The following is a 23,074-nucleotide window of genomic DNA, read 5'->3' on the forward strand; positions in this document are numbered from 1 at the left end:
ACGCCTACACTGCCGCGACTTCAGGGAGCCCACCATGCGCATAGTTGCTGACGAAAACATTCCACTGCTCGACGCGTTCTTTTCCGGCTTTGGCGATATTCGCCGCTATCCGGGGCGGACCCTGGACCGCCAGGCGGTGGCCGACGCCGACGTGCTGTTGGTGCGCTCGGTCACCCCGGTCAATCGGGCGCTGCTGGAAGGCTCGTCGGTGCGCTTCGTCGGCACCTGCACCATCGGCACCGATCACCTGGACCTCGGTTACTTGCATGAAGCCGGCATTCAATGGTCCAGCGCACCTGGCTGCAATGCTCGTGGCGTCGTGGATTACGTGCTTGGCAGCCTGTTGACCCTTGCTGAAATCGAAGGCGTCGAACTCGGTCAGCGTACCTACGGAGTGATCGGCGCCGGCCAGGTCGGGGGACGCCTGATCACGGTGTTGCGGGGGCTGGGCTGGAACGTGCTGGTGTGCGATCCGCCGCGCCAGGCCACAGAGGGCGGCGACTTCGTCAGTCTCGAAGAGATCATTGCCCGCTGCGACGTCATCAGTCTGCACACCCCCCTGAGCAAGGGCGGTGATCTGCCGACCTGGCACCTGTTCGACGACGCGCGCCTGCGGCAACTCAGGCGAGGGACCTGGCTGATCAATGCCGCCCGTGGGCCGATCGTGGACAACAGGGCGCTGCGCGAGGTCCTGCTGGACCGCGAAGACCTGCAAGCCGTGCTGGATGTCTGGGAAGAGGAACCGACCGTCGATGCGGCGCTGGCCGAGTTGTGCGTCATCGGTACGCCGCACATTGCCGGGTACAGCCTGGACGGTCGCCAGCGCGGTACCGAGCAGATCTATCAGGCGCTGTGCGCGTACCTTGGGGAGTCGCCGACGATCCGCCTCGAAGCACTGCTGCCTCGTCCATGGCTGGCGCAGGTCTGGCTCGACGCCGCGACCGACCCGACCTGGGCACTGAACATGCTTTGTCGCGGGGTCTACGATCCGCGTCGGGACGATGCGGACTTTCGTCGCAGCCTCGTCGGCGACCTCGCGACTCAACGTCAGGCCTTCGACGCCTTGCGCAAACAATACCCGCCGCGCCGGGAGATCGAGGGCCTGCGGGTGAGGGTGGAGGGCGAAGCGAAGGCTTTGCGTCGGATCGTGCACGCCCTGGGCGCTCGTACGGTTTGACGAATGCCGGTATTCCGGCGCAGGCGCTGACCTTGTGGCAAGAGACTTCCCCGTGCATCGCCCGCGCCGAAGATGGAAGGTGCGGCAAAAGCGAGCGGCCATAAAAAACCCGGCGCGCGGGCCGGGTTTCAAGTGAATCTGTTCATCAGTCTTGTTTTTCAGGTGTGACCCAGTACTTTTCGCATTCCTGACACGCGGCCTGAACCATTTCTTCAGTAATCAGGATCTGATTGCCATGCTCATCGAGAATGGCACCGCCCAGTTGGGACTCGGGCTGGGGCCGTACGACGGCTTCTTGATTGCTGCTATTGTGCAAGCTCATGGCCTGTCTCCTCATCAGGTTGTGCGCTTCAATCTACCCACGCTTGATGAATGCGCCGTGACTTCCCTGGACGCGTCAAGCGCTCTTACAGTCCAACAGAAGAGGGGGTGAATCGCTACCCCGCCGTTAGACCGTTCCACTCTAACCGTCCCTCGCTAGGCTCTATACGAAAAGCCTTGATACGCGGCGATGCTGCGTTGAACCCAGCCTCCGAAGGCTCATTTACAACCCATAAACTCCCTTTCCTCGGCTGTTTTCGCCTTGCCTTACCGTCGCTTCAAAACGTTTCATACAGACCCTAAGGTCATAACAGGTGGACACACTACCTGACCGGCCGGGTACTCCCGAGTTCATCGCGAGACGACGAGCGCACCGGCGGAGGACGGTGTAGGCTCTGGCCCTCGACTCGTCTTGCAGGTGCATTTCATGGCTTCATTGTTTTCCGGGCGGCAGCGCCATGCCATTCGGCTGGCGTTGCGTCTGATCGCACCGTACCGCAAACAGGCTGTCGGCGCGCTGTTGGCACTGATCGTGACAGCGGCCATTACCTTGTCGATGGGTCAGGGCATTCGGTTGATGGTGGACCAAGGGTTTCTGACCCGCTCTCCGACATTGCTCAACCAGAGCATCGCGCTGTTCATGGCATTGGTGCTCGCGCTGGCGGTGGGCACGTTCACGCGCTTCTATCTGGTGTCATGGATTGGCGAGCGGGTGGTGGCGGATCTGCGCAAAGAAGTGTTCGATCACTTGGTCAGCCTGCACCCCGGTTTTTACGAGCGCAACCGCAGCTCGGAAATCCAGTCGCGCCTGACGGCCGATACCACGCTGCTGCAGTCGGTGATCGGATCGTCGCTGTCGATGTTCCTGCGCAATGTGCTCATGGTGATCGGCGGGGTCATTCTGCTGTTCTTCACCAACCCCAAGCTGACCAGTATCGTTGTGGTGGCATTGCCGCTGGTGGTGGCGCCGATCCTGATATTCGGACGCCGGGTCCGCAGCCTTTCGCGGGAAAGCCAGGACCGGGTCGCCGACGTGGGCAGTTATGTTTCCGAAGCGCTCGGTCAGATCAAGACTGTCCAGGCCTACAACCACCAAGAACAGGACCGCCTGCGTTTCGCGCTGACGGCTGAAGGCGCGTTCGACACGGCGCGCAAACGTATCCTTCAACGCTCCTGGTTGATCACCGTGGTCATCGTGCTGGTCCTTGGCGCGGTGGGGGTGATGCTTTGGGTCGGTGGCATGGATGTGATCGCCGGGCGCATCACGGGCGGCGAGCTGGCCGCCTTCGTGTTTTACAGCCTTATCGTGGGCAGTGCGTTTGGCACCCTCAGTGAAGTCATCGGTGAGCTGCAGCGCGCAGCGGGGGCTGCCGAACGCATCACCGAGCTGTTGCAGGCCCGGAGCGACATCACGCCGCCGACCGATGGCAGACTTGCGCTGCCTGAGCGCGTCAGCGGCCGGCTGGCGCTGGAAGGTATCCACTTCGCTTATCCATCGAGACCCGAGCGACCGGCCATCGACGGGCTCAGCCTGACCATCGAGGCGGGAGAAACCCTCGCGTTGGTCGGGCCTTCCGGAGCCGGAAAATCGACGCTGTTCGACTTGTTGCTGCGTTTTTACGACCCGCAGCGCGGAAGGGTGCTGATCGACGGAATCCCTGCCGACCGCCTTGACCCGCTGGATCTGCGTCGCTGTTTTGCCTGGGTTTCGCAGACGCCTGCGCTGTTCTTCGGCACCGTCGAGGACAACATCCGCTATGGCAACCCCCAAGCCACCGAGGAGCAGGTCGTGGCAGCGGCGCACATTGCACACGCCCATGAATTCATCGAGCGGTTACCGCAGGGGTACCAGACGCACCTGGGCGACGGCGGCATGGGGTTGTCGGGGGGACAGCGGCAACGCTTGGCGATTGCGCGAGCGGTGCTGACCGATGCGCCCATCCTCCTGTTGGACGAAGCGACCAGCGCCCTGGATGCGCAAAGCGAACACTTGATCCAGCAGGCCTTGCCCACGTTGATGAAGGGGCGTACCACGTTGGTCATCGCGCATCGTCTGGCCACGGTGCAGAACGCGGACCGGATCGCCGTGATGGATCAGGGCAAGCTGATGGCCGTGGGGACCCACGCGCAACTGATCGCCAGCAATCCGCTGTATGCGCGGCTGGCGGCGTTGCAATTCAATGCAGGAGGGGGTGAGCGCTGAACGATGAAGGAGAGGGCTTGCTCGCGTTGGCAGGCTGACGCAGGTGCGTCGATACCCGTGGCGAGCAAGCCAGATGTGGCGCGGCCTTTCAGTCCGGATCAGTCCTTGCGGTACTCGCACAAGTAGGCGGTTTCCACGCTGACTTCCAGATCGAACTTGCTGTTCGCCGGAACACGGAACTGATCGCCAGCGGTGAAGGTTTCCCAATCCGCCGCCCCTGGCAGCAGGACCTTCAGCGAGCCGGAAACGATGTGCATGATTTCCCGGTCAGCGGTTCCGAAGTTGTATTTCCCCGGCGCCATGACACCGATGGTCGCCGGACCGTCGGCCTGCTGGAAAGCGATGGACTTCACGGTGCCGTCGAAATACTCGTTGACCTTGAACATGGCAGATCTCCTTGGAAGGGCTGAAAAAGGTCGGACAGTATGCCCAACGGACAAAAGACCGTCATCCGCTTTCATGAAGGCGTCTTGTCAGCCTGGCATCACCAGCGGGAGCAAGCGTGCGGTATTTCTCGCATCGTTCAAGGCGCGGTGTTGCTGCCCGTTGAAGTGCTTGCCTGCCAGTTGCAATGCCGTGTTGAGGCCACAAGGCTTTTGCAGTTGGCGGGCGTGAGCGAAGCGCTGTTTGAGATTGATGTGCGGCAAGCTGCTCAGCTCGCTGATCACATCATGCTGCTGCCACGCTTGTTCGAACTGATGGCGATCATAATCCCCCCAACTGACCCAGCCCACCAGTCGGGACCGGTGATGGCTCATCCAGCGCTCGAACTGGGGCCAGATCGTCGCAAGGGGCTGTGCGCCGTCGATCTGGCTTTGCTGGATATGGGTCAACTCGCGGCAGAAGGGCGTCAATTGGGGCCTGCGCATCGGACGGACGAAGCGCTCGAAGTGATCGACTTCCCGACCCTCGGAGTTGACCACGCAGGCGCCAATTTCAATGATTTCCATCTCTGCCACCGGCCAGCCGCCTTCTTCGGTGGTGGCCTCCAGGTCTATCACCAACCAATGGGGCATCTCGAACTCCAATTTCTTAACCCGTGGCACCGACATGCAGCGTAGCCATATTCAGGCGCACCCGTCCAACGGGCGTTGCGCTTCCTCGCTGCAGATGTCCGCTCAGGCCACAGGGCGGCGTTTCATCGGACAGAGCGGCGGATGCCGATCAAGTCCTTGCTTGCCGATGGCCCGCGCCTTAAATTGCCGCGCGGACGTTGCACTGACGCCTACGCGATCCAGTGCTCACTTCTTCGTGCAGCAAGTCAGGAAGAGCGAATTGCATTTCGGCCATTTTCCGGACGATAAGTGCGCGCTCATGCTGGGGAACACAGATAGCGCTGTCTTCATCCGAGCCATCAGGGAGAGAATCAAACGGCGGATGTTGCGTTGATTTGACCGTTGTCTAATTGTCCGCGAACGCATAATTTAAGCGTTCGTCTATTCGCCAGAGGTGCCTTGTCTTGATGTCCACACCGGTGCGGATGGCTTTGAATACGCTGCTGCTGACGAGCTTCGGGCTTGCGGCGTGGCAGGCGAGTGCGGCGCAGGTGGTGCGCATTGGTGCGGCCCATTTTCCGCCCTATACGATTCGCCCCGAGCGCGGCGAAGACACCGGGCTGCTGCCTCAGATGGTGGAGGCGCTCAATGCCATGCAGAGCGACTATCACTTCGAAATGGTCCCGACATCGATTCCTCGTCGCTTTCGCGATTTCCAGCAGCAGCGTTTCGATATGGCCATTTTCGAGAACCCGGGCTGGGGGTGGAGAGACATTCCTCACGAAGATGTGGACATGGGCCTGGAAGATGCGGAGATCTTCGTCGCTCACCGTATCGCGGGACGTACCCAAGGCTATTTCGATGATTTGAAAGGCAAGCGCCTGGCGCTGTTCAGTGGTTATCACTACGCGTTCGCCGGCTTCAATGCCGATCCCAAGTTTCTGGCCGAGCAGTACAACGCAACGCTGACCTATTCCCACGACAGTAATCTGGCGATGGTGCTGCGGGACCGGGCTGACATCGCCCTGGTTACCCGCTCGTACCTGAGCACGTTCATCGCCGCCAACCCGCAGGATGCGCCGCAGTTTCTGGTCTCGGATCGGGTGGATCAGGTTTACCGCCATTTTGCCCTGCTGCGCCCCAATGCACCGATTTCCGGTGAGAAGTTCGGCGATCTCTTGCGCCAACTGCGGGAGAACGGGCAGATGTTCAAGATTTTCCAGCCCTTTCGCATTGCGGTGACGCCGCAAGCCAACCATCACGCGGTTGCACTGGATGAAGGGGAGAGTCGGGAATAAAAGGAATCAAGGAAGGCGGGCGACCGAGCTGGTCGCCCGCAGAAAGGATCAGCGATCGCGCGCTTCCTTGGCATCCATCTCGGCGTTGCGTTCGTGAACGCGTCGAAGTTGTTCTTCAGTCAGGGGCAGTTTCTTCGCTGAGTCCTTGAGCATCAGCAAACCGCCGACGATCGAGCCGATTGCAATGACCAGAATTAACCAGGCGTACCAGGGCATGGTGGCGCTCTCCTTCTTGTGATATCGCTTTGAGCCACGCCGCAGCGCAGTGGTTCCATTAAATCAGCGGCTGGCCGCAGGTCTGCCGCGCCCACCACCCAGCCTGTCCGCTCGATCACCATCTTTCCATTTGCCGCGCCGCTGAACCGGTGCTAAAACTTCACCCGTCCGGCGCTGTTTTACTTAAGGGATTTGCCTATGTCAGTAACCTCCGAGCGTGCCCCCGACGGGCAGCAACTGACCATCAAGATCAAGGGACGTTTCGACTTTTCCACTCACCAGGATTTTCGCGGAGCCTACGAAAAAGAAACCCAGGCCAAGCGCTACGTGATCGATCTGAAAGAAACCAACTACCTCGACAGTTCGGCACTGGGCATGCTGCTGTTGCTGCGTGACCACGCTGGCGGTGATCGCGCTGACGTGCGTCTTGAAAACTGCAGCGCGGACGTGGTCAAGATTCTCGCCATCTCCAATTTCGCCAAGCTTTTCCATATCGGCTGATGGTGGACACTGCGCCGCCTGAGCGATTGAAGATCCTCATCGCCGATGACAATGCCAGTGATCGAATGCTGCTGTCGGCCATTATCAGTCGTCAGGGCCATGAAGTCCTGACGGCGTGCGACGGTGCAGAAGCCGTAGCGGTTTTCGAGCGCAACAGCCCCCAATTGATCCTGCTGGACGCCTTGATGCCCGTCATGGACGGCTTCGAAGCCGCGCGCCGTATCAAGGAGCTGGCCGGCGAGGCGCTGGTGCCCATCATCTTCCTGACGTCGCTGACCGAGGGCGAGGCGCTCGCCCGCTGCCTGGATGCTGGGGGCGATGATTTCGTCGCCAAGCCCTACAACCAGGTGGTACTGGCGGCGAAGATCAATGCGATGAACCGCCTGCGGCTGCTCCAGGAAACCGTGCTCCAGCAGCGTGACCTGATTGCCCGGCACCACAAATACCTGCTCAACGAACAGCGGGTCGCCAAAGCGGTATTCGACCAGATCGCCCATTCCGGGTGCCTGAGCGCTCCGAACATTCGCTACCTGCAATCACCTTATGCGCTGTTCAACGGCGATCTGTTGCTGGCGGCCTGGGCGCCCTCCGGCAACATGCACCTGTTGCTGGGCGATTTCACCGGCCATGGGCTGCCGGCTGCCGTCGGCGCCATGCCCTTGGCGGAAGTCTTCTACGGCATGACCGCCAAAGGTTACGGGCTGCCGGAAACCCTGCGGGAAATGAACGCCAAGCTCAAACGCATTCTGCCGGTGGACATGTTCTGCTGCGCCGCGTTGATTTGCGTGAATTTCAAACAGCAGCACGTCGAGGTCTGGAATGGAGGGTTGCCGGACGGTTATTTGCTTCACGCCGATGGCCGTCCGCATACGCCGCTGGTGTCATCGCACCTGCCGTTGGGGGTGTTGAGTGCCGGCAGTTTCGATGACAACACGCAGGTTTACCCCTTTGCCGAGGGGGACCGTGTGTTTCTGCTGTCCGACGGGGTCGTGGACAGCACCGACGACAGCGGCGAAATGTTCGGCGCGCGGCGCCTGCAGAACGTCTTCGTCTCCAATCGCAACCCGGCGTTGCTGATGGAAGAAGTGCAATGGGCGCTGGCACGTTTTCGTGGCCAAGCCCGTGATGACGTGAGCATGGTCGAAGTGGGCTTCACCGAGCCAGAGGCATTGGGCCCTCCCTCGGTCATTTACAGCGACAGTGGGGATTCGAGCCCGCTGGACTGGTCCGCCAGTTTTGAATTCCGCGCCTCGACCCTCAAACGGTTCAACCCCTTGCCCTACCTGCTGCAGTTGCTGCAGGAAGTGCACGGCCTGCGGCAGCAGAGCGGCGAGCTGTACACAGTGATGGCCGAGTTGTACAGCAATGCGCTGGAGCACGGCGTGTTGGGTCTGGATTCGTCGCTCAAACAGGACGCAGCGGGTTTTGCCCTGTATTACCAGCAGCGGGGCGAGCGGTTGGGCAATCTGAAAGACGGCTTCATCCGCTTCAACTTCCAGATCATCCCTGTGGCTCAGGGTGGGCGCCTGATCGTGCAGGTACACGACAGCGGGAATGGTTTTGATGCCGAGCACGTACTGGCCTTGCCGCCCGCGGTCAATCAGCTCTCGGGACGGGGGCTGAGCCTGGTCAGGCAGCTCAGTGACCGCTGTCAGTGGTCGACGGATGGTCGGACCGCGTCTGTGGAGTTCGCTTGGGAGGGTCTGGCATAATCCCGCGATTCTTGATCAAGGAGCGAACAAGTCTTGGAAAGTCATGTGGATCTGGGCGTGCTCGGCACGTTGCGCGACGTCATGGAAGGGGAATACCCGGCGCTGTTGGACGTGTTCATCAAGGACTCCGAGCAGCGCGTCGGGGATCTGAACCGGTTGATCCTCGGTCCTGGTTTTTCAGCCTCTTCGGCTGCCCAGATGGAACAGGTCGGCATGATGGCCCACAGTTTCAAGGGCAGTTGCAGCAACATGGGCGCGGTCGATCTGGCACAGCTGTGCCACCAACTGGAGGACGTGTCCAGGAGCCCGATCGTGGCGTCCGACGGGCAGATCCGGCAGTTGCTCAACGCGATAGAAATCGAGTACTCCGTCGTTCGGGGTTTGTTCGACGCTGAATTGCAGTCGGTGCGGGTTCGTCGCTGAATCGGAGGCGTCACTCTGCAAGGCGGTGCGTTGCAAATGTGGCCCGTCAATTGCTAGGTCTTCGTGCAATCGTGCTCTTGCGGAGATCAACATGGCCCTTGCCAACAACCCTTTATTGACGGCTCTGACCGCTGCCAAAGCCCAGAAAGCCAGCGCCGCCACGTCGGCAAAGGCGCCAGACCCCGTCAAAGACAACGCCTCCAGCTTTTCGAACGTATTCGCCAAGCAGGCTGCTCCCAAGCCATCCAGTGTCGATGACAGCCCTGCCAAGCCGGTCGGCGCCAAGAGTTCGGCAGTGGACAACAAGGGCAGCGCCAGCCATTCGTCTGCCGCTTCCGACAAGACCGTTGCCGGTAACGGCAATGGCTTGCCTGCCAAAGCGGTGAACAGCAAGGCCGACAGCAGTGCCAAGCAAGGCAATGACGACACCGATGACAGCGCCAGTACCGCCCCGGCTACCGAAGACGCGACCGTGGCTGATGCGTCCACCGATCCGCTGCCGGACCCGACCCTGGCAGTCACTGCACCGGTCACCGAGCCCGTTCAGCCGGTGGTGGACCCGCAACCCGTGGTCGATCCTGCGTTGCTGGCTAATACCTTGCCCGTGATTCCGCCACCCGTGGTGCAGGCGCCTACCGCCCCGACTGCCTCGGACGCCGCCGATGAAGCCTTCGACCCTTCGGCCGATCCACTGGAAGGCCTGACAGCGGTTCAAGTCGCGCTGGAGAACAAGACTCAACAGACGGCGCAAAGCGCTGGCCACCTGACGGACGCCAACAAAGCCGGCGGCAAGCAGGACGCCGGTGGCGATCCGGCGCAAATGCTGGCCGGTAACCTGGCGGCGTTGGGTGACCAACCTGTCGACAAGAACGCCACCGACAGTGGTGGCGACAAGGCGTTCAGTGGCCTGTTGGCTGATGGCCTGAAGGACGTAAAGGGCGCCAGCGCCGATACGCGCGTCGATAACTTCGCCGATCGTCTGGCGGCGCTGTCGCAGGCGGCCCAGGCCAAGCCGGGGGCAGCACCGTCTTCGCCATTGCTCAACCAGCCCTTGGCGATGAACCAGAGCGGTTGGACCGAAGGTGTGGTCAACCGTGTGATGTACCTCTCCAGCCAGAGTCTGAAGCAGGCCGACATTCAGCTTGAGCCGGCCGAGCTCGGCCGCCTGGACATCCGTGTCAATATGGCGGCAGACCAGCAGACTCAGGTGACCTTCATGAGCGCCCATGTCGGTGTCCGGGATGCGCTCGAAAGCCAGATGGCCCGGTTGCGTGATTCTTTCGCCCAGCAAGGGATGGGGCAGGTCGATGTCAACGTCTCCGACCAGTCGCGCAACATGCAGCAGCAGGCGCAGCAACAGTCGGGCGGTGATGCCCAGCGTGGCAGTGGCACGCGCGGCGCCGACAGTGCCGGTGATCTGATCGCCGACGGTGCACCGATCGACGCCGCGGCTGCAGCGGCCAGCGCCCCCCTGACCGTCGTGGGCTCCAGCGCGGTCGATTACTACGCCTGATCGATCACCACAAGCCACGCCCCGAAGGCCTTCGGCCAGAATCAAAAGCGGCGAGTGTCTGAGACCAAGTTGTCTCTCGGCCTCGCCGCTTTGCTTTTACTTAGCGCTTGTCGCTCGTAGCGGCCTTATCTGGCACACACCTTGCTCTCCCTCTGTCACGCAACACCGAACCCTTTGGATAGTGACGGATTATTGGCATGGCGAAGAGCGACGACGCAGCAGTTAAAGACCCGGCGAAGAAAGGCAAGCTGAAGATCATTATTCTGATGGTGGTCGGTCTTTTGCTGGCGATCGGGCTGTCGGTCGGGGCGACCTGGTTCATCATGCACAAGGCCGAAAGCAAGCCGGACCCCGCTGTGGCCGCTGAAGCAGCGAACGTCAAGAAAGAGGCGATTTTCGAGCCGCTGACGCCTCCGTTCGTGGTCAATTACAACGTCAATGGACGTCAGCGCTACATGCAGGTCAGCATTACCCTGCTGGCCCGCGACCATGCCGATCTGGAAGCGCTGAAGGTGCACATGCCGGTCATTCGCAACAACCTGGTCATGATGTTTTCCGGTCAGCCGTTCGACACCATCGCCACCCCTGTGGGCATGGAAATGCTGCGCCAGAAGGCGGCGGCGGTGGTGCAGGAAGTCGGCCAGAAAGAGCTGAACAAAAGCGTCATCGAACAGGTTCTTTTCACTAACTATGTACTGCAGTAGGACCACGACATGGCCGTGCAAGACCTGCTGTCCCAGGATGAAATCGACGCGCTGCTGCATGGCGTGGACGATGGTCTGGTACAGACCGAAAGCGTTATCGAACCGGGCAGCGTCAAAAGTTATGACCTGACCAGCCAGGACCGCATCGTCCGTGGACGAATGCCGACCCTGGAAATGATCAACGAGCGTTTCGCCCGTTACACCCGTATCAGCATGTTCAACCTGTTGCGCCGTTCGGCGGACGTGGCGGTGGGCGGCGTGCAGGTGATGAAGTTCGGCGAGTACGTGCACTCGCTGTACGTGCCCACCAGCCTGAACCTGGTCAAGATCAAGCCCCTGCGTGGCACGGCGCTGTTCATCCTCGACGCCAAGCTGGTGTTCAAGCTGGTGGACAACTTCTTTGGCGGCGACGGCCGCCACGCGAAGATCGAAGGCCGCGAATTCACGCCCACCGAGCTGCGCGTGGTGCGGATTGTGTTGGACCAGGCGTTCATCGACCTCAAGGAAGCCTGGCAGGCGATCATGGAAGTCAATTTCGAGTACATCAACTCGGAAGTGAACCCGGCCATGGCCAACATCGTCGGCCCGAGCGAAGCGATCGTGGTATCGACGTTCCATATCGAACTGGACGGTGGCGGCGGCGACCTGCATGTGACGATGCCGTACTCGATGATCGAGCCGGTGCGGGAAATGCTCGATGCCGGTTTCCAGTCCGATCTGGACGACCAGGACGAGCGCTGGGTGAATGCCCTCAAGCAGGACGTGCTGGATGTGCAGGTGCCACTCAGTGCCACCGTCGCCCGCCGTCAGCTCAAGCTGCGCGACATCCTGCACATGCAGCCAGGTGACGTGATCCCGGTGGAGCTCAACGAGCACCTGGTCATGCGGGCCAATGGCGTGCCCTCGTTCAAGGTCAAGCTCGGCTCGCACAAAGGCAACCTGGCGCTGCAGGTGGTCGAGCCGGTGGAACGTCGCTGATCATTCGCCGTCCGCTTCAGAATGTGCTGTGTAAACGAATTGCTGTGTCAACGAATATTGCTCGCCGAGGACAACCATGGCTGATGAAAACGAAATGAACTCCACAGACGACCAGGCACTGGCCGACGAGTGGGCTGCGGCCCTGGGCGAGGCGGGAGAGGGCAACCAGGCCGACATCGACGCGCTGCTCGCGGCTGACGCGGGCCACGCCCAGTCTTCGGCCAATCGTTTGGCGATGGAAGAGTTCGGCAGCATGCCCAAGCAGACCGGTCCGGTGTCGCTGGATGGCCCGAACCTGGACGTGATTCTCGATATCCCGGTGTCCATCTCCATGGAGGTGGGCAGCACCGACATCAACATTCGCAATCTGCTGCAACTGAACCAGGGTTCGGTGATCGAGCTGGACCGCCTGGCCGGCGAACCGTTGGACGTACTGGTCAACGGCACGCTGATCGCTCACGGTGAGGTGGTGGTGGTGAACGAGAAGTTCGGCATCCGCCTGACCGACGTGATCAGCCCGAGCGAACGCATCAAGAAGCTGCGCTAAGTGGGCGCGTTCTCGATGAAGTGGCTCAGGAGCTCGCTCGCCGCCTCGGTGTGGCTGACGTCATGGGCGGTGATGGCTGCGGATGCCGGCTCGTCGACCGCTGCCACTGCCGCACCGAATACCTCCCCGACGGTGGTCCCGCCGGTCAGTGCCCTTAGCAGTGGCATCGGCGGCCAGTTGCTGCAGCTCGTGTTGGGTCTCGGGCTGGTGGTAGCGCTGATCTTCGGTCTCGCCTGGCTGTTGCGGCGAGTTCAAGCGGCAGGCCCGGCGGGCAATCAGGTCATCGAACTGGTGGGCTCGCGGGCATTGGGGCCGCGCGATCGCCTGGTACTGGTCCAGGTCGGCAATGAGCAGGTGCTGCTGGGGGTTTCGCCCGGCAGCATCACCGCCTTGCATGTCATGAACGAGCCGGTGCAGGTGCCCGAGACGCAGCACGCCACGCCGGAGTTCGCCAGGCGGCTGATGGACGCCTTGGGCAAACCGGGTCAAAAGGATAAGAACTGATGCGCATTGTGTTGACGCTGCTGTTGCTGCTGGCAGCGCCTTTGGCGATCGCCGCCGACCCGCTGTCGATTCCGGCGATCACCCTGGGCACCGGCGCCAATGGTCAGCAGGAATATTCGGTCAGCCTGCAAATCCTGTTGATCATGACGGCGCTGAGCTTCATTCCAGCGTTCGTCATGCTCATGACCAGCTTCACCCGGATCATCATCGTGTTCTCGATCCTGCGTCAGGCGCTGGGGTTGCAGCAGACCCCATCGAACCAGATTCTCACGGGCATGGCGCTGTTTCTGACGCTGTTCATCATGGCTCCTGTGTTCGACCGGGTGAACACCGATGCCCTGCAGCCGTATCTGGCTGAAAAGCTGACGGCTCAGGACGCGGTGGCCAAGGCCGAGGTGCCTATCAAGGACTTCATGTTGGCGCAGACCCGCTCCAGTGACCTGGAACTCTTCATGCGCTTGTCCAAGCGCACCGACATCCCGACGCCGGACGCTGCGCCGTTGACGATCATCGTGCCGGCCTTCGTGACCTCGGAGCTGAAGACCGCTTTCCAGATTGGCTTCATGATCTTCATTCCGTTTCTGATCATCGACCTGGTCGTCGCCAGCGTATTGATGGCCATGGGGATGATGATGCTGTCGCCGCTGATCATTTCCCTGCCGTTCAAAATCATGCTGTTCGTGCTGGTGGACGGCTGGGCGCTGATCATTGGTACGCTGGCCGGTAGTTTCGGTGGTGTATGAACCTGTTTGACGTGGAGTGCACGGCATGACCCCGGAAGTCGCTGTAGATCTGTTTCGCGAAGCCTTGTGGCTGACCACTACTATGGTGGCGATCCTCGTGGTACCCAGCCTGATCGTCGGCCTGCTGGTCTCGATGTTCCAGGCGGCCACCCAGATCAACGAGCAAACCCTCAGCTTCCTGCCGCGCCTGCTGGTGATGCTGGTCACCCTGATCGCCGTCGGTCCGTGGCTGGTGCGCACCTTCATGGATTACATCGTCACGCTGTACACCAGCATTCCCCAAGTCATCGGCTGAGTCGGCAATGGAACCTGTTCTGGCGCTGACCGACACGCAGATCAGCACCTGGGTGGCCGCCTTCATGCTGCCGCTGTTTCGCATCGCCGCTGTCCTGATGACCATGCCGGTGTTCGGCACGTCCCTGGTCTCCACCCGGGTGCGACTGTACCTGGCGCTTGCGATCACGGTGGTGGTCGCGCCAAGCCTGCCGTCCATGCCCGAAGTGCACGCACTGGATATCAGCGCGCTGTTGCTGATCGCCGAGCAGATCGTCATCGGGGTGGCGTTGGGGCTGTCGCTGCAACTGTTTTTTCAGGCGTTCGTCGTCGCCGGGCAAATCATCGCCATCCAGATGGGGATGGGCTTCGCTTCGATGGTCGACCCGGTGAACGGCGTGACGGTGGCGGTCATCGGGCAGTTCTTCACCATGCTCGTCACCCTGCTGTTTCTAGCGATGAACGGTCATTTGGTGGTGTTCGAAGTGCTGATCGAAAGCTTCACCACCTTGCCGGTGGGGCAGGGGCTGGTCACGGCGAATTTCTGGGAATTGGTGCTGCGCCTCGGCTGGGTGCTCGGGGCTGCGCTGATCCTGGTGCTGCCGGCCATCACCGCGTTGCTGGTGGTCAACATCGCCATGGGCGTCATGACCCGAGCGGCACCCCAGTTGAATATTTTTTCCATCGGGTTTCCACTGACTCTGGTGCTGGGCATGGGAATCCTGTGGATCACCCTCGGCGACATTCTCAATCAGTATCAACCGCTGGCGGTCGACGCCTTGCAGTTGCTCAAGGACATGGTCAAGGCGCGCTGACATGGCTGAAAGCGAGAGCGGTCAGGACAAGACAGAAGACCCCACGGACAAGCGCAAGCGCGAGGCTCGGGAGAAGGGTGAGATTGCCCGCTCCAAGGAGCTGAATACGGTCGTGGTGATGATCGTCGGCGCCGCTGGTCTGCTGGCGTTCGGCGGTTCCATGGCCGAAATGATGATGCAGTTGATGCGCGACAATTTCATCATCTCCCGCGAGGCGTTGCTCGATGAGCGCAGCATGGGGCTGATGCTCATGGCGTCGGGCAAGGCCGCATTGTTGTCGGCCACACCGCTGCTGGTGGCGCTGACCATCGCCGCACTGATCGGCCCGATCTCATTGGGGGGCTGGTTGTTCGCCGCAGGCTCGCTGGCCCCCAAGTTCAGCCGGCTCAACCCGTTGGCCGGTCTCAAGCGCATGGTGTCGCCCAAATCACTGATCGAACTGCTCAAGTCCCTTGCCAAGTTCGTCATCGTCCTGATCGTGGCGGTCGTGGTGCTGGTCAAGGACCAGAAGGATCTGGTCGCTATCGCCCACGAACCGATGGAAATGGCGATGGCTCACAGCCTGCAGTTGGTGGGCTGGAGCACCTTGTGGATGGCCTTTGGGCTGTTGATCATTGCCGCCGTGGACGTGCCGGTGCAGCTGTGGGAAGCGCACAAGAAACTGCTGATGACCAAGCAGGAGGTGCGCGACGAGCACAAGGACAACGAGGGGCGCCCGGAAGTCAAACAACGTATCCGCCAGTTGCAGCGTGAAATGTCTCAGCGGCGAATGATGTCGGCGGTCCCCCAGGCCGATGTGGTCATCACCAACCCGACTCACTATGCCGTCGCGCTCAAGTACGACCCGGACAAAGGTGGGGCGCCGGTGTTGCTGGCCAAGGGTACGGACTTCGTAGCCCTGAAGATTCGGGAAATCGCCACGCAACACGAGATTCAGTTGCTGGAATCGCCGGCGCTGGCACGATCGATTTACTACAGCACCGAACTGGAGAACGAGATTCCCGCGGGGCTCTATCTGGCGGTGGCGCAGGTGCTGGCGTATGTCTATCAGATCCGTCAGTACCGTGCCGGGAAGGGCAAGCGGCCGGATCCGCTGAAAGACAACCTGCCGATCCCGCCGGATTTGCAGCGGGACTCGTAGGCGGGAATCGCGACATGGATGCCTTGGCGGGCCTCGTCGCGGGCAAGCGCGCTCCTACAGTTTTCGCAACGTGCCATGGCCTGATGGACAAAAAAGGTTCCGCACTCGGTCTGTCTGAACGCAACACGTTTCAACAGAGGTAGGAGCGCGCTTGCCCGCGACTAGGCCCGCTAGGGCATCCCACTAAGAATCAAAAGCCAAATGATGTCGACCACGACACGTTCTTCAGTGATGGCACTCTGATATTTTTAAGTCTGTCCACAAGTTGGACAGGTTTTTGCAATACCTGCGTTACAGCGCCTCTGGCGTCAAAAGTTTGATTTAACGCGCAGGTACAGAATCGGTGGATCGCTCTCAATTAATCACTAACGCCCGCTCCGGGCTGGTCGGCCTGGGTCGCGGCCAGTTGGGCGTGCCGTTGCTGTTGCTGGTCATGCTGGCAATGATGATGTTGCCGATGCCACCGTTCCTGCTGGACGTGTTTTTCACCTTCAACATCGCGCTGTCCATCGTCGTGCTGCTGGTCTGCGTGTACGCCTTGCGGCCACTGGATTTCTCGGTATTCCCGACCATTCTGCTGGTGGCAACGCTGTTGCGTCTGGCATTGAACGTCGCATCCACGCGGGTGGTCATGCTGCACGGCCAGGATGGCCACGCCGCTGCGGGTAAAGTGATCCAGGCGTTCGGTGAAGTGGTGATCGGCGGTAACTATGTGGTCGGTATCGTGGTGTTCGCGATCCTGATGATCATCAACTTCGTGGTGGTGACCAAAGGTGCCGGCCGTATCTCCGAGGTGAGCGCGCGTTTCACCCTCGATGCTATGCCCGGCAAGCAGATGGCGATCGACGCGGACCTCAACGCGGGCCTGATCGACCAGCCCGAAGCCAAGCGCCGTCGTCTGGAAGTGGCGCAGGAAGCCGAGTTCTACGGTTCCATGGACGGTGCCAGCAAGTTCGTGCGCGGTGACGCCATCGCGGGCCTTCTGATCCTGTTCATCAACCTCATCGGCGGCATGCTGGTGGGGATCCTGCAACACAACATGACCTTTGCCGACGCCGGCAAGGTCTACGCCCTGCTGACCATCGGTGACGGTTTGGTGGCGCAGTTGCCTTCGCTGTTGCTCTCCACCGCGGCAGCCATCATGGTCACTCGGGCATCCGGCTCCGAGGAGATGGGCAAGCTGGTCAGTCGCCAGATGTTCACCTCGCACAAAGCGCTGGCGGTGTCGGCGGCCATCATGGTGATCATGGGCCTGGTGCCGGGCATGCCGCACTTCTCTTTCATCAGCCTCGGTCTGTTGGCAGCTGGCGGCGCCTATCTGCTGTGGAAGAAACAGAACCAGACGAAGCTGGCAGCGATTCAAGAGCTCAAGCGTCAACAGGACTTGCTGCCATCGCCGACCCGCGCGCAGGAATCCAAGGAACTGGGCTGGGACGACGTCACCCCGATCGACATGATCGGTCTGGAAGTGGGCTACCGACTGATTCCATTGGTGGATCGCAACCAGGGTGGTCAACTGCTGGCGCGGATCAAAGGCGTGCGCAAGAAGCTCTCGCAGGAATTGGGCTTCCTCATGCCCACCGTGCACATCCGCGACAACTTGGACCTGGCGCCCAGCGCCTACCGTTTGACGTTGATGGGCGTGACCCTCGCCGAAGCCGAGATCTACCCCGACCGTGAACTGGCGATCAACCCGGGCCAAGTCTTTGGCAGCCTCAATGGCATCACTGCCAAAGACCCGGCGTTCGGTCTGGAAGCGGTCTGGATCGAAATCAGCCAACGTGCCCAGGCTCAATCGCTCGGGTATACCGTGGTCGATGCCAGTACCGTAGTGGCAACGCACTTGAACCAGATTCTCTACAAACACTCTCATGAGCTGATCGGCCATGAGGAGGTCCAGCAACTGATGACGTTGCTGGCCAAGAGTTCGCCCAAACTGGCTGAAGAGCTGGTGCCAGGCGTGCTGTCATTGTCGGCCCTGCTCAAGGTGTTGCAAGCGCTGTTGGCCGAACAGGTGCCGGTACGCGACATTCGCAGCATCGCCGAGGCCATCGCCAACAATGCGGCCCGGAGTCAAGATACCGCCGCATTGGTGGCCGCTGTACGGGTCGGATTGTCCCGCGCCATCGTCCAAAGCATTGTCGGCATTGAGCCGGAGCTGCCTGTTATCACGCTTGAGCCAAGGTTGGAACAGATATTGCTCAATAGTCTGCAGAAGGCTGGACAGGGTCAGGAAGAAGGCGTTCTGCTCGAACCGAGCATGGCTGAGAAGCTTCAGCGCTCGTTGATCGAAGCAGCGCAGCGTCAGGAGATGCAGGGTCAGCCGGTTATTTTGTTGGTCGCAGGTCCGGTTCGCGCCATGTTGTCCCGCTTTGGACGCCTGGCCGTACCGAACATGCATGTGTTGGCTTATCAGGAAATTCCTGACAACAAGCAAGTTACCATCGTAGCGACTGTCGGGCCTAACGGCTGAGGTAGTGAGTCATGCAAGTTAAGCGTTTTTTCGCCGCCGATATGCGACAAGCCATGAAACTGGTTCGCGATGAGCTGGGCGCTGAAGCCGCCATCATCGGCAACCGGCGGATCGCCGGTGGTGTGGAACTGACAGCCGCGCTGGACTACAAACTGTCGGCGCTGGCGCCGCGCGTGCCCAACGTCGAGCTCGAGGACGAACTGCGCAAGACTCAGTCGCGCATCGTCACCGCCCAGGCCGAATTGACCAGCCGCAGCGACCTGGACGCCGTGGCCAACCGGCAGTTGTTCACCGGGCTTGCCATGGACGACAGCAAACAGATCGAACCGACCCTGGACGAACCGTTCCGCCCCTCCATCCACGCCGCCATTGCGGCGGATCGAGCCGAGCGCACCGAGCGTCAGTCCGCCGCCGAGCCAGGCATCAGCCAGCGGGCCTACGAGTCGATGCGTTCGGAGTTGAACGGCCTGCGCGAGTTGCTGGAAGTGCAGCTCGGCTCGCTGGCCTGGAACCAGTTGCAGGGCAGCCGTCCGCAGCAGGCCAATCTGTGGCGCCGTCTGCAACGGGTAGGGCTGTCCGGTCCGCTGTCCCGGGACCTGCTGAACATGGTGCCGGACCTCGACGATCAACCCCACGCCTGGCGCATGCTGTTGGCGCACCTGGCGCGGATGATCGTCACGCCGGATGTCGAGCCGCTGGAAGAGGGTGGGGTGATTGCCATGGTCGGTCCGGCCGGAATGGGCAAGACCACCACTTTAGCCAAACTCGCCGCCCGTTATGTGTTGAAATACGGCGCGCAAAATATCGCGCTGGTGAGCATGGACAGCTTCCGCATCGGGGCTCAGGAACAGCTCAAGACGCTGGGCCGCATCCTCAATGTGCCGGTGACCCACGTCGACCCGGGGCAATCGCTGGCTCAGGCACTGGAACCGCTGCTGCGCAAGCGCGTGGTGCTGATTGACACCGCCGGCCTGCAAGCCAGCGACCCGGCACTGCGCCTGCAATTGGAGAGCCTGGCCGGGCGTGGCATCAGGGCACGCAATTACCTGGTGCTGGCGACGACCAGTCAGAAGCAAGTGCTGACGGCGGCCTATCACAGTTACAAGCGTTGCGGCCTGGCCGGGTGCATCCTGACCAAGCTGGACGAGAGCGCCAGCCTGGGCGAAGTGCTGAGCCTGGCGGTGACACACGAATTGCCCGTGGCCTATCTGACCGATGGCCCACGGATCCCCGATGATCTGCATTTGCCGCGTCGACACCAGTTGGTAAGCCGTGCCGTCAGCGTGCAGATGCAGGAGGAGCCTAGCGAGGAAGCGATGGCGGATATGTTTGCGGATCTTTATCACAGCACCGGCAAGCGCGCGGGCTAGGTTAAGGAAAATGACATTGGAAAATACCTGCATCGATGGTCTGCCAGGCATTGTTCACTCAGTGGACGTGCAGCCCGAAATGTGGCTTGGGTCTAAGCAAGACAAGGTAAAGAATTAACTATGGGCAGCATGCATCCCGTTCAGGTTATCGCGGTGACCGGTGGCAAAGGTGGCGTAGGCAAGACCAATGTGTCAGTGAACCTCTCGCTGGCCCTGGCCGAGCTGGGACGTCGCGTCATGTTGCTGGACGCCGATCTGGGTCTGGCCAATGTCGACGTCTTGCTGGGTCTGACCCCCAAACGTACCCTGGCCGACGTCATCGAAGGGCGCTGCGAACTGCGCGATGTCCTGCTGCAGGGGCCGGGGGGCGTGCGCATCGTGCCCGCAGCCTCCGGCACTCAGACGATGGTGCAGTTGAGCCCGGCGCAGCATGCCGGCCTGATCCAGGCCTTCAGCGAAATCGGTGACAACCTGGACGTGCTGGTGATCGACACCGCCGCCGGGATCGGCGAGTCGGTGGTGAGTTTCGTACGCGCGGCACAGGAAGTGCTGCTGGTGGTGTGCGACGAACCGACCTCGATCACCGACGCCTACGCGCTGATCAAACTGCTCAACCGCGACTACGGCATGAACCGCTTCCGTGTCCTGGCCAACATGGCGCAGAGCCCGCAGGAAGGGCGCAACCTGTTCGCCAAGTTGACCAAGGTCACCGATCGCTTCCTGGACGTCGCCCTGCAATACGTGGGTGCGGTGCCGTACGACGAGTGCGTGCGCAAGGCGGTGCAGAAGCAGCGCGCGGTGTACGAAGCCTTCCCGCGTTCCAAATGTGCGCTGGCGTTCAAGGCCATCGCGCAGAAGGTCGATACCTGGCCGCTGCCGGCGAACCCGCGGGGTCACCTTGAATTTTTCGTTGAGCGCCTGGTTCATCAGACCAGTGCAGGGCCTGTGTCATGACCGCAAGTGGCTATCGCATGTACAGCAAATCATCCAAGGACTCCCAATACGAGTTGATCGAGCGCTATGCCCCTCTGGTCAAGCGCATCGCCTACCACCTGCTGGCGCGGTTGCCAGCGAGCGTCCAGGTCGAGGACCTGATTCAGGCGGGCATGATCGGGTTGCTCGAAGTCTCGACCAAATACGACTCCTCGAAAGGGGCCAGCTTCGAGACCTACGCGGGTATTCGTATCCGCGGGGCCATGCTTGACGAAGTCCGTAAAGGGGACTGGGCGCCGCGTTCGGTTCACCGCAACACGCGCATGGTCAGTGATGCGATCCGCGCGATTGAAGCGAAAACCGGCCGCGACGCTAAAGATCATGAGGTTGCTGCCGAACTTCAATTGAGTCTCGATGATTATTACGGGATTTTGAACGATACCTTGGGCAGTCGCCTGTTCAGCTTTGACGATCTGTTGCAGGACGGCGAACATGAGGGGCTGCATGAGGATGGCGCGAGCCAGTCGCTGGAGCCCTCGCGGGATCTGGAAGACGAGCGTTTCCAGAGCGCGCTGGCCGATGCCATTGCCAACCTGCCCGAGCGTGAACGCCTGGTGCTGGCGCTGTATTACGATGAAGAGCTGAACCTCAAGGAAATCGGTGAGGTCCTGGGGGTCAGCGAATCCCGTGTCAGCCAGTTGCACAGCCAGTGCGCCGCGCGTCTGCGCGGGCGGCTGGGTGAATGGCGGGCACGCTGATGGATTGACGCAACGCCTGTTCGAGGGCGTTGTGTGTTGCTTGTAAGACCGGCTGTGCAAGATGTGATGTGGGAAGCAAAAGAGACAAGGCAGGAGCCGGTCGGATCAGGTCTTCGGGACTCTTATCCGCTGCGCTCGTACCTTTCGATTCCAAAGCCCTCTCGTTGTCGTGTCGCCGGTGGTTTGTCGTACCGGTATTGATTGAACGCGCACCCGGGAGCTGGGTGCGTTAAAGACTGCTTGGAGGTCGAATTGGACAAGAACATGAAAATCCTCATCGTTGATGACTTCTCAACGATGCGGCGGATCATAAAAAACCTGTTGCGTGACCTTGGGTTCACCAACACGGCCGAAGCAGATGACGGTACCACCGCATTGCCCATGCTGCAGAGCGGGGCTTTCGATTTTCTGGTGACGGACTGGAACATGCCGGGCATGACCGGTATCGAGCTGCTGCGTCAGGTGCGTGCCGACGAGCGTCTGCGTCACCTGCCTGTGCTGATGGTGACCGCCGAAGCCAAGCGCGAACAGATCATCGAGGCCGCGCAGGCCGGCGTGAACGGCTATGTCGTCAAGCCGTTCACGGCCCAGGTGCTCAAAGAAAAAATCGACAAGATATTCGAGCGCGTCAATAGCTGATGTTCGCTGCGAGGGCGCTATGGATCCTAAAGATTCATCAATGGGTGACTTCGAGTCGACCCTGAAGAAACATGCACAAGAGCTGGTGACCAGCCTTGAAAAAGGCCAGTTCGGCGAAGCCGTGCAACTTATCCATGAGCTTAACCAGACCCGTGATCGGGGCCTGTATCAGGAAGTGGGCAAGCTGACCCGTGAGCTGCACAGTGCAATCGTCAATTTCCAGATTGACCCGCACATGCCGCAAGCCGAAGAGGTGTCCCAGATCACGGACGCCACCGAACGCCTGTCGTACGTTGTCAGGCTGACGGAGAACGCGGCCAATAAAACCATGGATCTGGTGGAGCAGAGCACGCCCCTGATGAATGGCCTGAGCGCCGATGCCAAAACGCTGAGCGAGGATTGGGGACGCTTCATGCGTCGTGAGATCGGCGCCGAGGAGTTCAGGGATCTGGCCCGCCGCGTCGAAGGTTTCCTGGTGCGCAGCGAGAAGGAAACCCATGACGTCGCAACGCATCTGAACGACATTTTGTTGGCGCAGGATTTCCAGGACCTGACCGGTCAGGTCATCAAGCGCGTGACCAAGTTGGTCACCGAAGTGGAGAGCAACTTGCTCAAGCTGGTGCTCATGGCCAGCCAGGTCGATCGCTTCGCTGGCATCCAGCACGACCAGGAAGCGTTCCGCCAGCAAAAAGAACAGGAAAAACTTCATTCCAAGGGTGAAGGTCCGCAGATTCATGCCGATAAACGTGAAGACGTCGTATCCGGCCAGGATGATGTAGACGATCTGCTATCCAGCCTCGGGTTCTGATGTTCGAGCACTCAGGTTCTATGTGAAAG

At 60.8% G+C, this 23,074-nt stretch carries 25 protein-coding genes; 21 read left to right on the forward strand and 4 right to left on the reverse strand.

The genetic code is table 11. The features are described from left to right. The first annotated feature begins 34 nt into the window (after positions 1-34). Entirely contained in the window at positions 35-1,177 is a 1,143-nt protein-coding gene (pdxB, locus tag DBP26_RS24270; protein WP_108240125.1) for a 4-phosphoerythronate dehydrogenase PdxB, read from the forward strand. Positions 1,178-1,322: 145 nt separating this feature from the next. Here the strand turns inward: pdxB and DBP26_RS27090 are convergent, their stop codons facing one another. Further along, positions 1,323-1,499: a PA1571 family protein gene (locus DBP26_RS27090; protein WP_177411129.1), complete on the reverse strand. Its 177-nt coding sequence runs from the start codon at positions 1,497-1,499 to the stop codon at positions 1,323-1,325. Positions 1,500-1,925: 426 nt separating this feature from the next. Between DBP26_RS27090 and DBP26_RS24275 the strand changes: the two genes are divergently transcribed. Then, positions 1,926-3,701 (forward strand): ABC transporter transmembrane domain-containing protein, encoded by a 1,776-nt coding sequence (locus DBP26_RS24275; protein ID WP_108240126.1) that lies wholly within the window; start codon positions 1,926-1,928, stop codon positions 3,699-3,701. A gap of 98 nt (positions 3,702-3,799) precedes the next feature. Here the strand turns inward: DBP26_RS24275 and DBP26_RS24280 are convergent, their stop codons facing one another. Together DBP26_RS24280 and DBP26_RS24285 are read right to left on the reverse strand one after the other, a co-directional pair. Continuing rightward, positions 3,800-4,087 (reverse strand): pyrimidine/purine nucleoside phosphorylase, encoded by a 288-nt coding sequence (locus DBP26_RS24280; protein ID WP_108240127.1) that lies wholly within the window; start codon positions 4,085-4,087, stop codon positions 3,800-3,802. 87 nt (positions 4,088-4,174) lie between these two features. Then, the gene (locus DBP26_RS24285) at positions 4,175-4,717 is read right to left on the reverse strand and encodes an exonuclease domain-containing protein (protein ID WP_108240128.1); all 543 of its coding nucleotides are present in this window, start codon (positions 4,715-4,717) and stop codon (positions 4,175-4,177) included. A 446-nt stretch (positions 4,718-5,163) separates the two neighbouring features. On the opposite strand from DBP26_RS24285, the gene DBP26_RS24295 reads away from it, so the two are divergent. Further along, positions 5,164-5,994: an amino acid ABC transporter substrate-binding protein gene (locus DBP26_RS24295; RefSeq protein ID WP_108240130.1), complete on the forward strand. Its 831-nt coding sequence runs from the start codon at positions 5,164-5,166 to the stop codon at positions 5,992-5,994. Positions 5,995-6,042: 48 nt separating this feature from the next. On the opposite strand, the gene DBP26_RS24300 is transcribed toward DBP26_RS24295, so the two are convergent. Next, entirely contained in the window at positions 6,043-6,210 is a 168-nt protein-coding gene (locus DBP26_RS24300) for a DUF2897 family protein (RefSeq protein ID WP_108240131.1), read from the reverse strand. A gap of 198 nt (positions 6,211-6,408) precedes the next feature. Here DBP26_RS24300 and DBP26_RS24305 point away from each other — a divergent pair, with 198 nt between their 5' ends. From DBP26_RS24305 to DBP26_RS24390, 18 genes are all read left to right on the forward strand, one after another. Next, on the forward strand, positions 6,409-6,711 hold the full coding sequence (locus DBP26_RS24305; RefSeq protein WP_108240132.1) for an STAS domain-containing protein: 303 nt from the start codon (positions 6,409-6,411) through the stop codon (positions 6,709-6,711). Further along, positions 6,711-8,423, forward strand: coding sequence for a fused response regulator/phosphatase (locus DBP26_RS24310; protein ID WP_108240133.1), 1,713 nt, complete (start codon positions 6,711-6,713; stop codon positions 8,421-8,423). The genes DBP26_RS24305 and DBP26_RS24310 overlap by 1 nt, the downstream gene beginning before the upstream one ends. 33 nt (positions 8,424-8,456) lie before the next feature. Next, the gene (locus tag DBP26_RS24315) at positions 8,457-8,846 is read left to right on the forward strand and encodes an Hpt domain-containing protein (protein ID WP_108240134.1); all 390 of its coding nucleotides are present in this window, start codon (positions 8,457-8,459) and stop codon (positions 8,844-8,846) included. 91 nt (positions 8,847-8,937) lie between these two features. Then, entirely contained in the window at positions 8,938-10,359 is a 1,422-nt protein-coding gene (locus DBP26_RS24320; RefSeq protein WP_108240135.1) for a flagellar hook-length control protein FliK, read from the forward strand. Positions 10,360-10,556: 197 nt separating this feature from the next. Beyond that, positions 10,557-11,063, forward strand: a complete 507-nt coding sequence (gene fliL, locus DBP26_RS24325; protein WP_108240136.1) for a flagellar basal body-associated protein FliL — start codon at positions 10,557-10,559, stop codon at positions 11,061-11,063. Positions 11,064-11,072: 9 nt separating this feature from the next. Continuing rightward, positions 11,073-12,041: a flagellar motor switch protein FliM gene (fliM, locus tag DBP26_RS24330; protein ID WP_108240137.1), complete on the forward strand. Its 969-nt coding sequence runs from the start codon at positions 11,073-11,075 to the stop codon at positions 12,039-12,041. A gap of 76 nt (positions 12,042-12,117) precedes the next feature. After that, entirely contained in the window at positions 12,118-12,588 is a 471-nt protein-coding gene (gene fliN / locus DBP26_RS24335; RefSeq protein WP_108240138.1) for a flagellar motor switch protein FliN, read from the forward strand. Between the two features lie 15 nt (positions 12,589-12,603). Beyond that, on the forward strand, positions 12,604-13,092 hold the full coding sequence (gene fliO / locus DBP26_RS24340) for a flagellar biosynthetic protein FliO (protein ID WP_177411130.1): 489 nt from the start codon (positions 12,604-12,606) through the stop codon (positions 13,090-13,092). Continuing rightward, the gene (fliP, locus tag DBP26_RS24345) at positions 13,092-13,835 is read left to right on the forward strand and encodes a flagellar type III secretion system pore protein FliP (protein ID WP_108240139.1); all 744 of its coding nucleotides are present in this window, start codon (positions 13,092-13,094) and stop codon (positions 13,833-13,835) included. The genes fliO and fliP overlap by 1 nt, the downstream gene beginning before the upstream one ends. A gap of 25 nt (positions 13,836-13,860) precedes the next feature. Beyond that, positions 13,861-14,130, forward strand: coding sequence for a flagellar biosynthesis protein FliQ (gene fliQ / locus DBP26_RS24350; RefSeq protein WP_108240140.1), 270 nt, complete (start codon positions 13,861-13,863; stop codon positions 14,128-14,130). Between the two features lie 7 nt (positions 14,131-14,137). Beyond that, positions 14,138-14,923: a flagellar biosynthetic protein FliR gene (gene fliR / locus DBP26_RS24355; RefSeq protein WP_108240141.1), complete on the forward strand. Its 786-nt coding sequence runs from the start codon at positions 14,138-14,140 to the stop codon at positions 14,921-14,923. Between the two features lies 1 nt (position 14,924). Next, a complete protein-coding gene (gene flhB, locus DBP26_RS24360) occupies positions 14,925-16,064 on the forward strand; it encodes a flagellar biosynthesis protein FlhB (RefSeq protein WP_108240142.1) in 1,140 nt (379 codons plus the stop codon). Between the two features lie 343 nt (positions 16,065-16,407). Next, entirely contained in the window at positions 16,408-18,537 is a 2,130-nt protein-coding gene (gene flhA, locus DBP26_RS24365) for a flagellar biosynthesis protein FlhA (protein ID WP_108240143.1), read from the forward strand. Between the two features lie 11 nt (positions 18,538-18,548). Then, positions 18,549-19,907 (forward strand): flagellar biosynthesis protein FlhF, encoded by a 1,359-nt coding sequence (flhF, locus tag DBP26_RS24370; RefSeq protein WP_108240144.1) that lies wholly within the window; start codon positions 18,549-18,551, stop codon positions 19,905-19,907. Between the two features lie 120 nt (positions 19,908-20,027). Beyond that, a complete protein-coding gene (fleN, locus tag DBP26_RS24375; protein ID WP_108240145.1) occupies positions 20,028-20,861 on the forward strand; it encodes a flagellar synthesis regulator FleN in 834 nt (277 codons plus the stop codon). Beyond that, complete coding sequence (gene fliA, locus DBP26_RS24380; protein ID WP_108240146.1) at positions 20,858-21,598, forward strand: RNA polymerase sigma factor FliA; 741 nt, start codon at positions 20,858-20,860, stop codon at positions 21,596-21,598. Before fleN ends, fliA begins: the two co-directional genes overlap by 4 nt. A gap of 264 nt (positions 21,599-21,862) precedes the next feature. Beyond that, positions 21,863-22,237: a chemotaxis response regulator CheY gene (locus DBP26_RS24385; RefSeq protein ID WP_177411131.1), complete on the forward strand. Its 375-nt coding sequence runs from the start codon at positions 21,863-21,865 to the stop codon at positions 22,235-22,237. A gap of 19 nt (positions 22,238-22,256) precedes the next feature. Next, positions 22,257-23,045, forward strand: a complete 789-nt coding sequence (locus DBP26_RS24390) for a protein phosphatase CheZ (RefSeq protein ID WP_108240147.1) — start codon at positions 22,257-22,259, stop codon at positions 23,043-23,045. Positions 23,046-23,074 lie beyond the last annotated feature (29 nt).

Origin of the sequence: Pseudomonas sp. RIT409 (assembly GCF_003052515.2) — a bacterium.
Taxonomy (GTDB): domain Bacteria; phylum Pseudomonadota; class Gammaproteobacteria; order Pseudomonadales; family Pseudomonadaceae; genus Aquipseudomonas.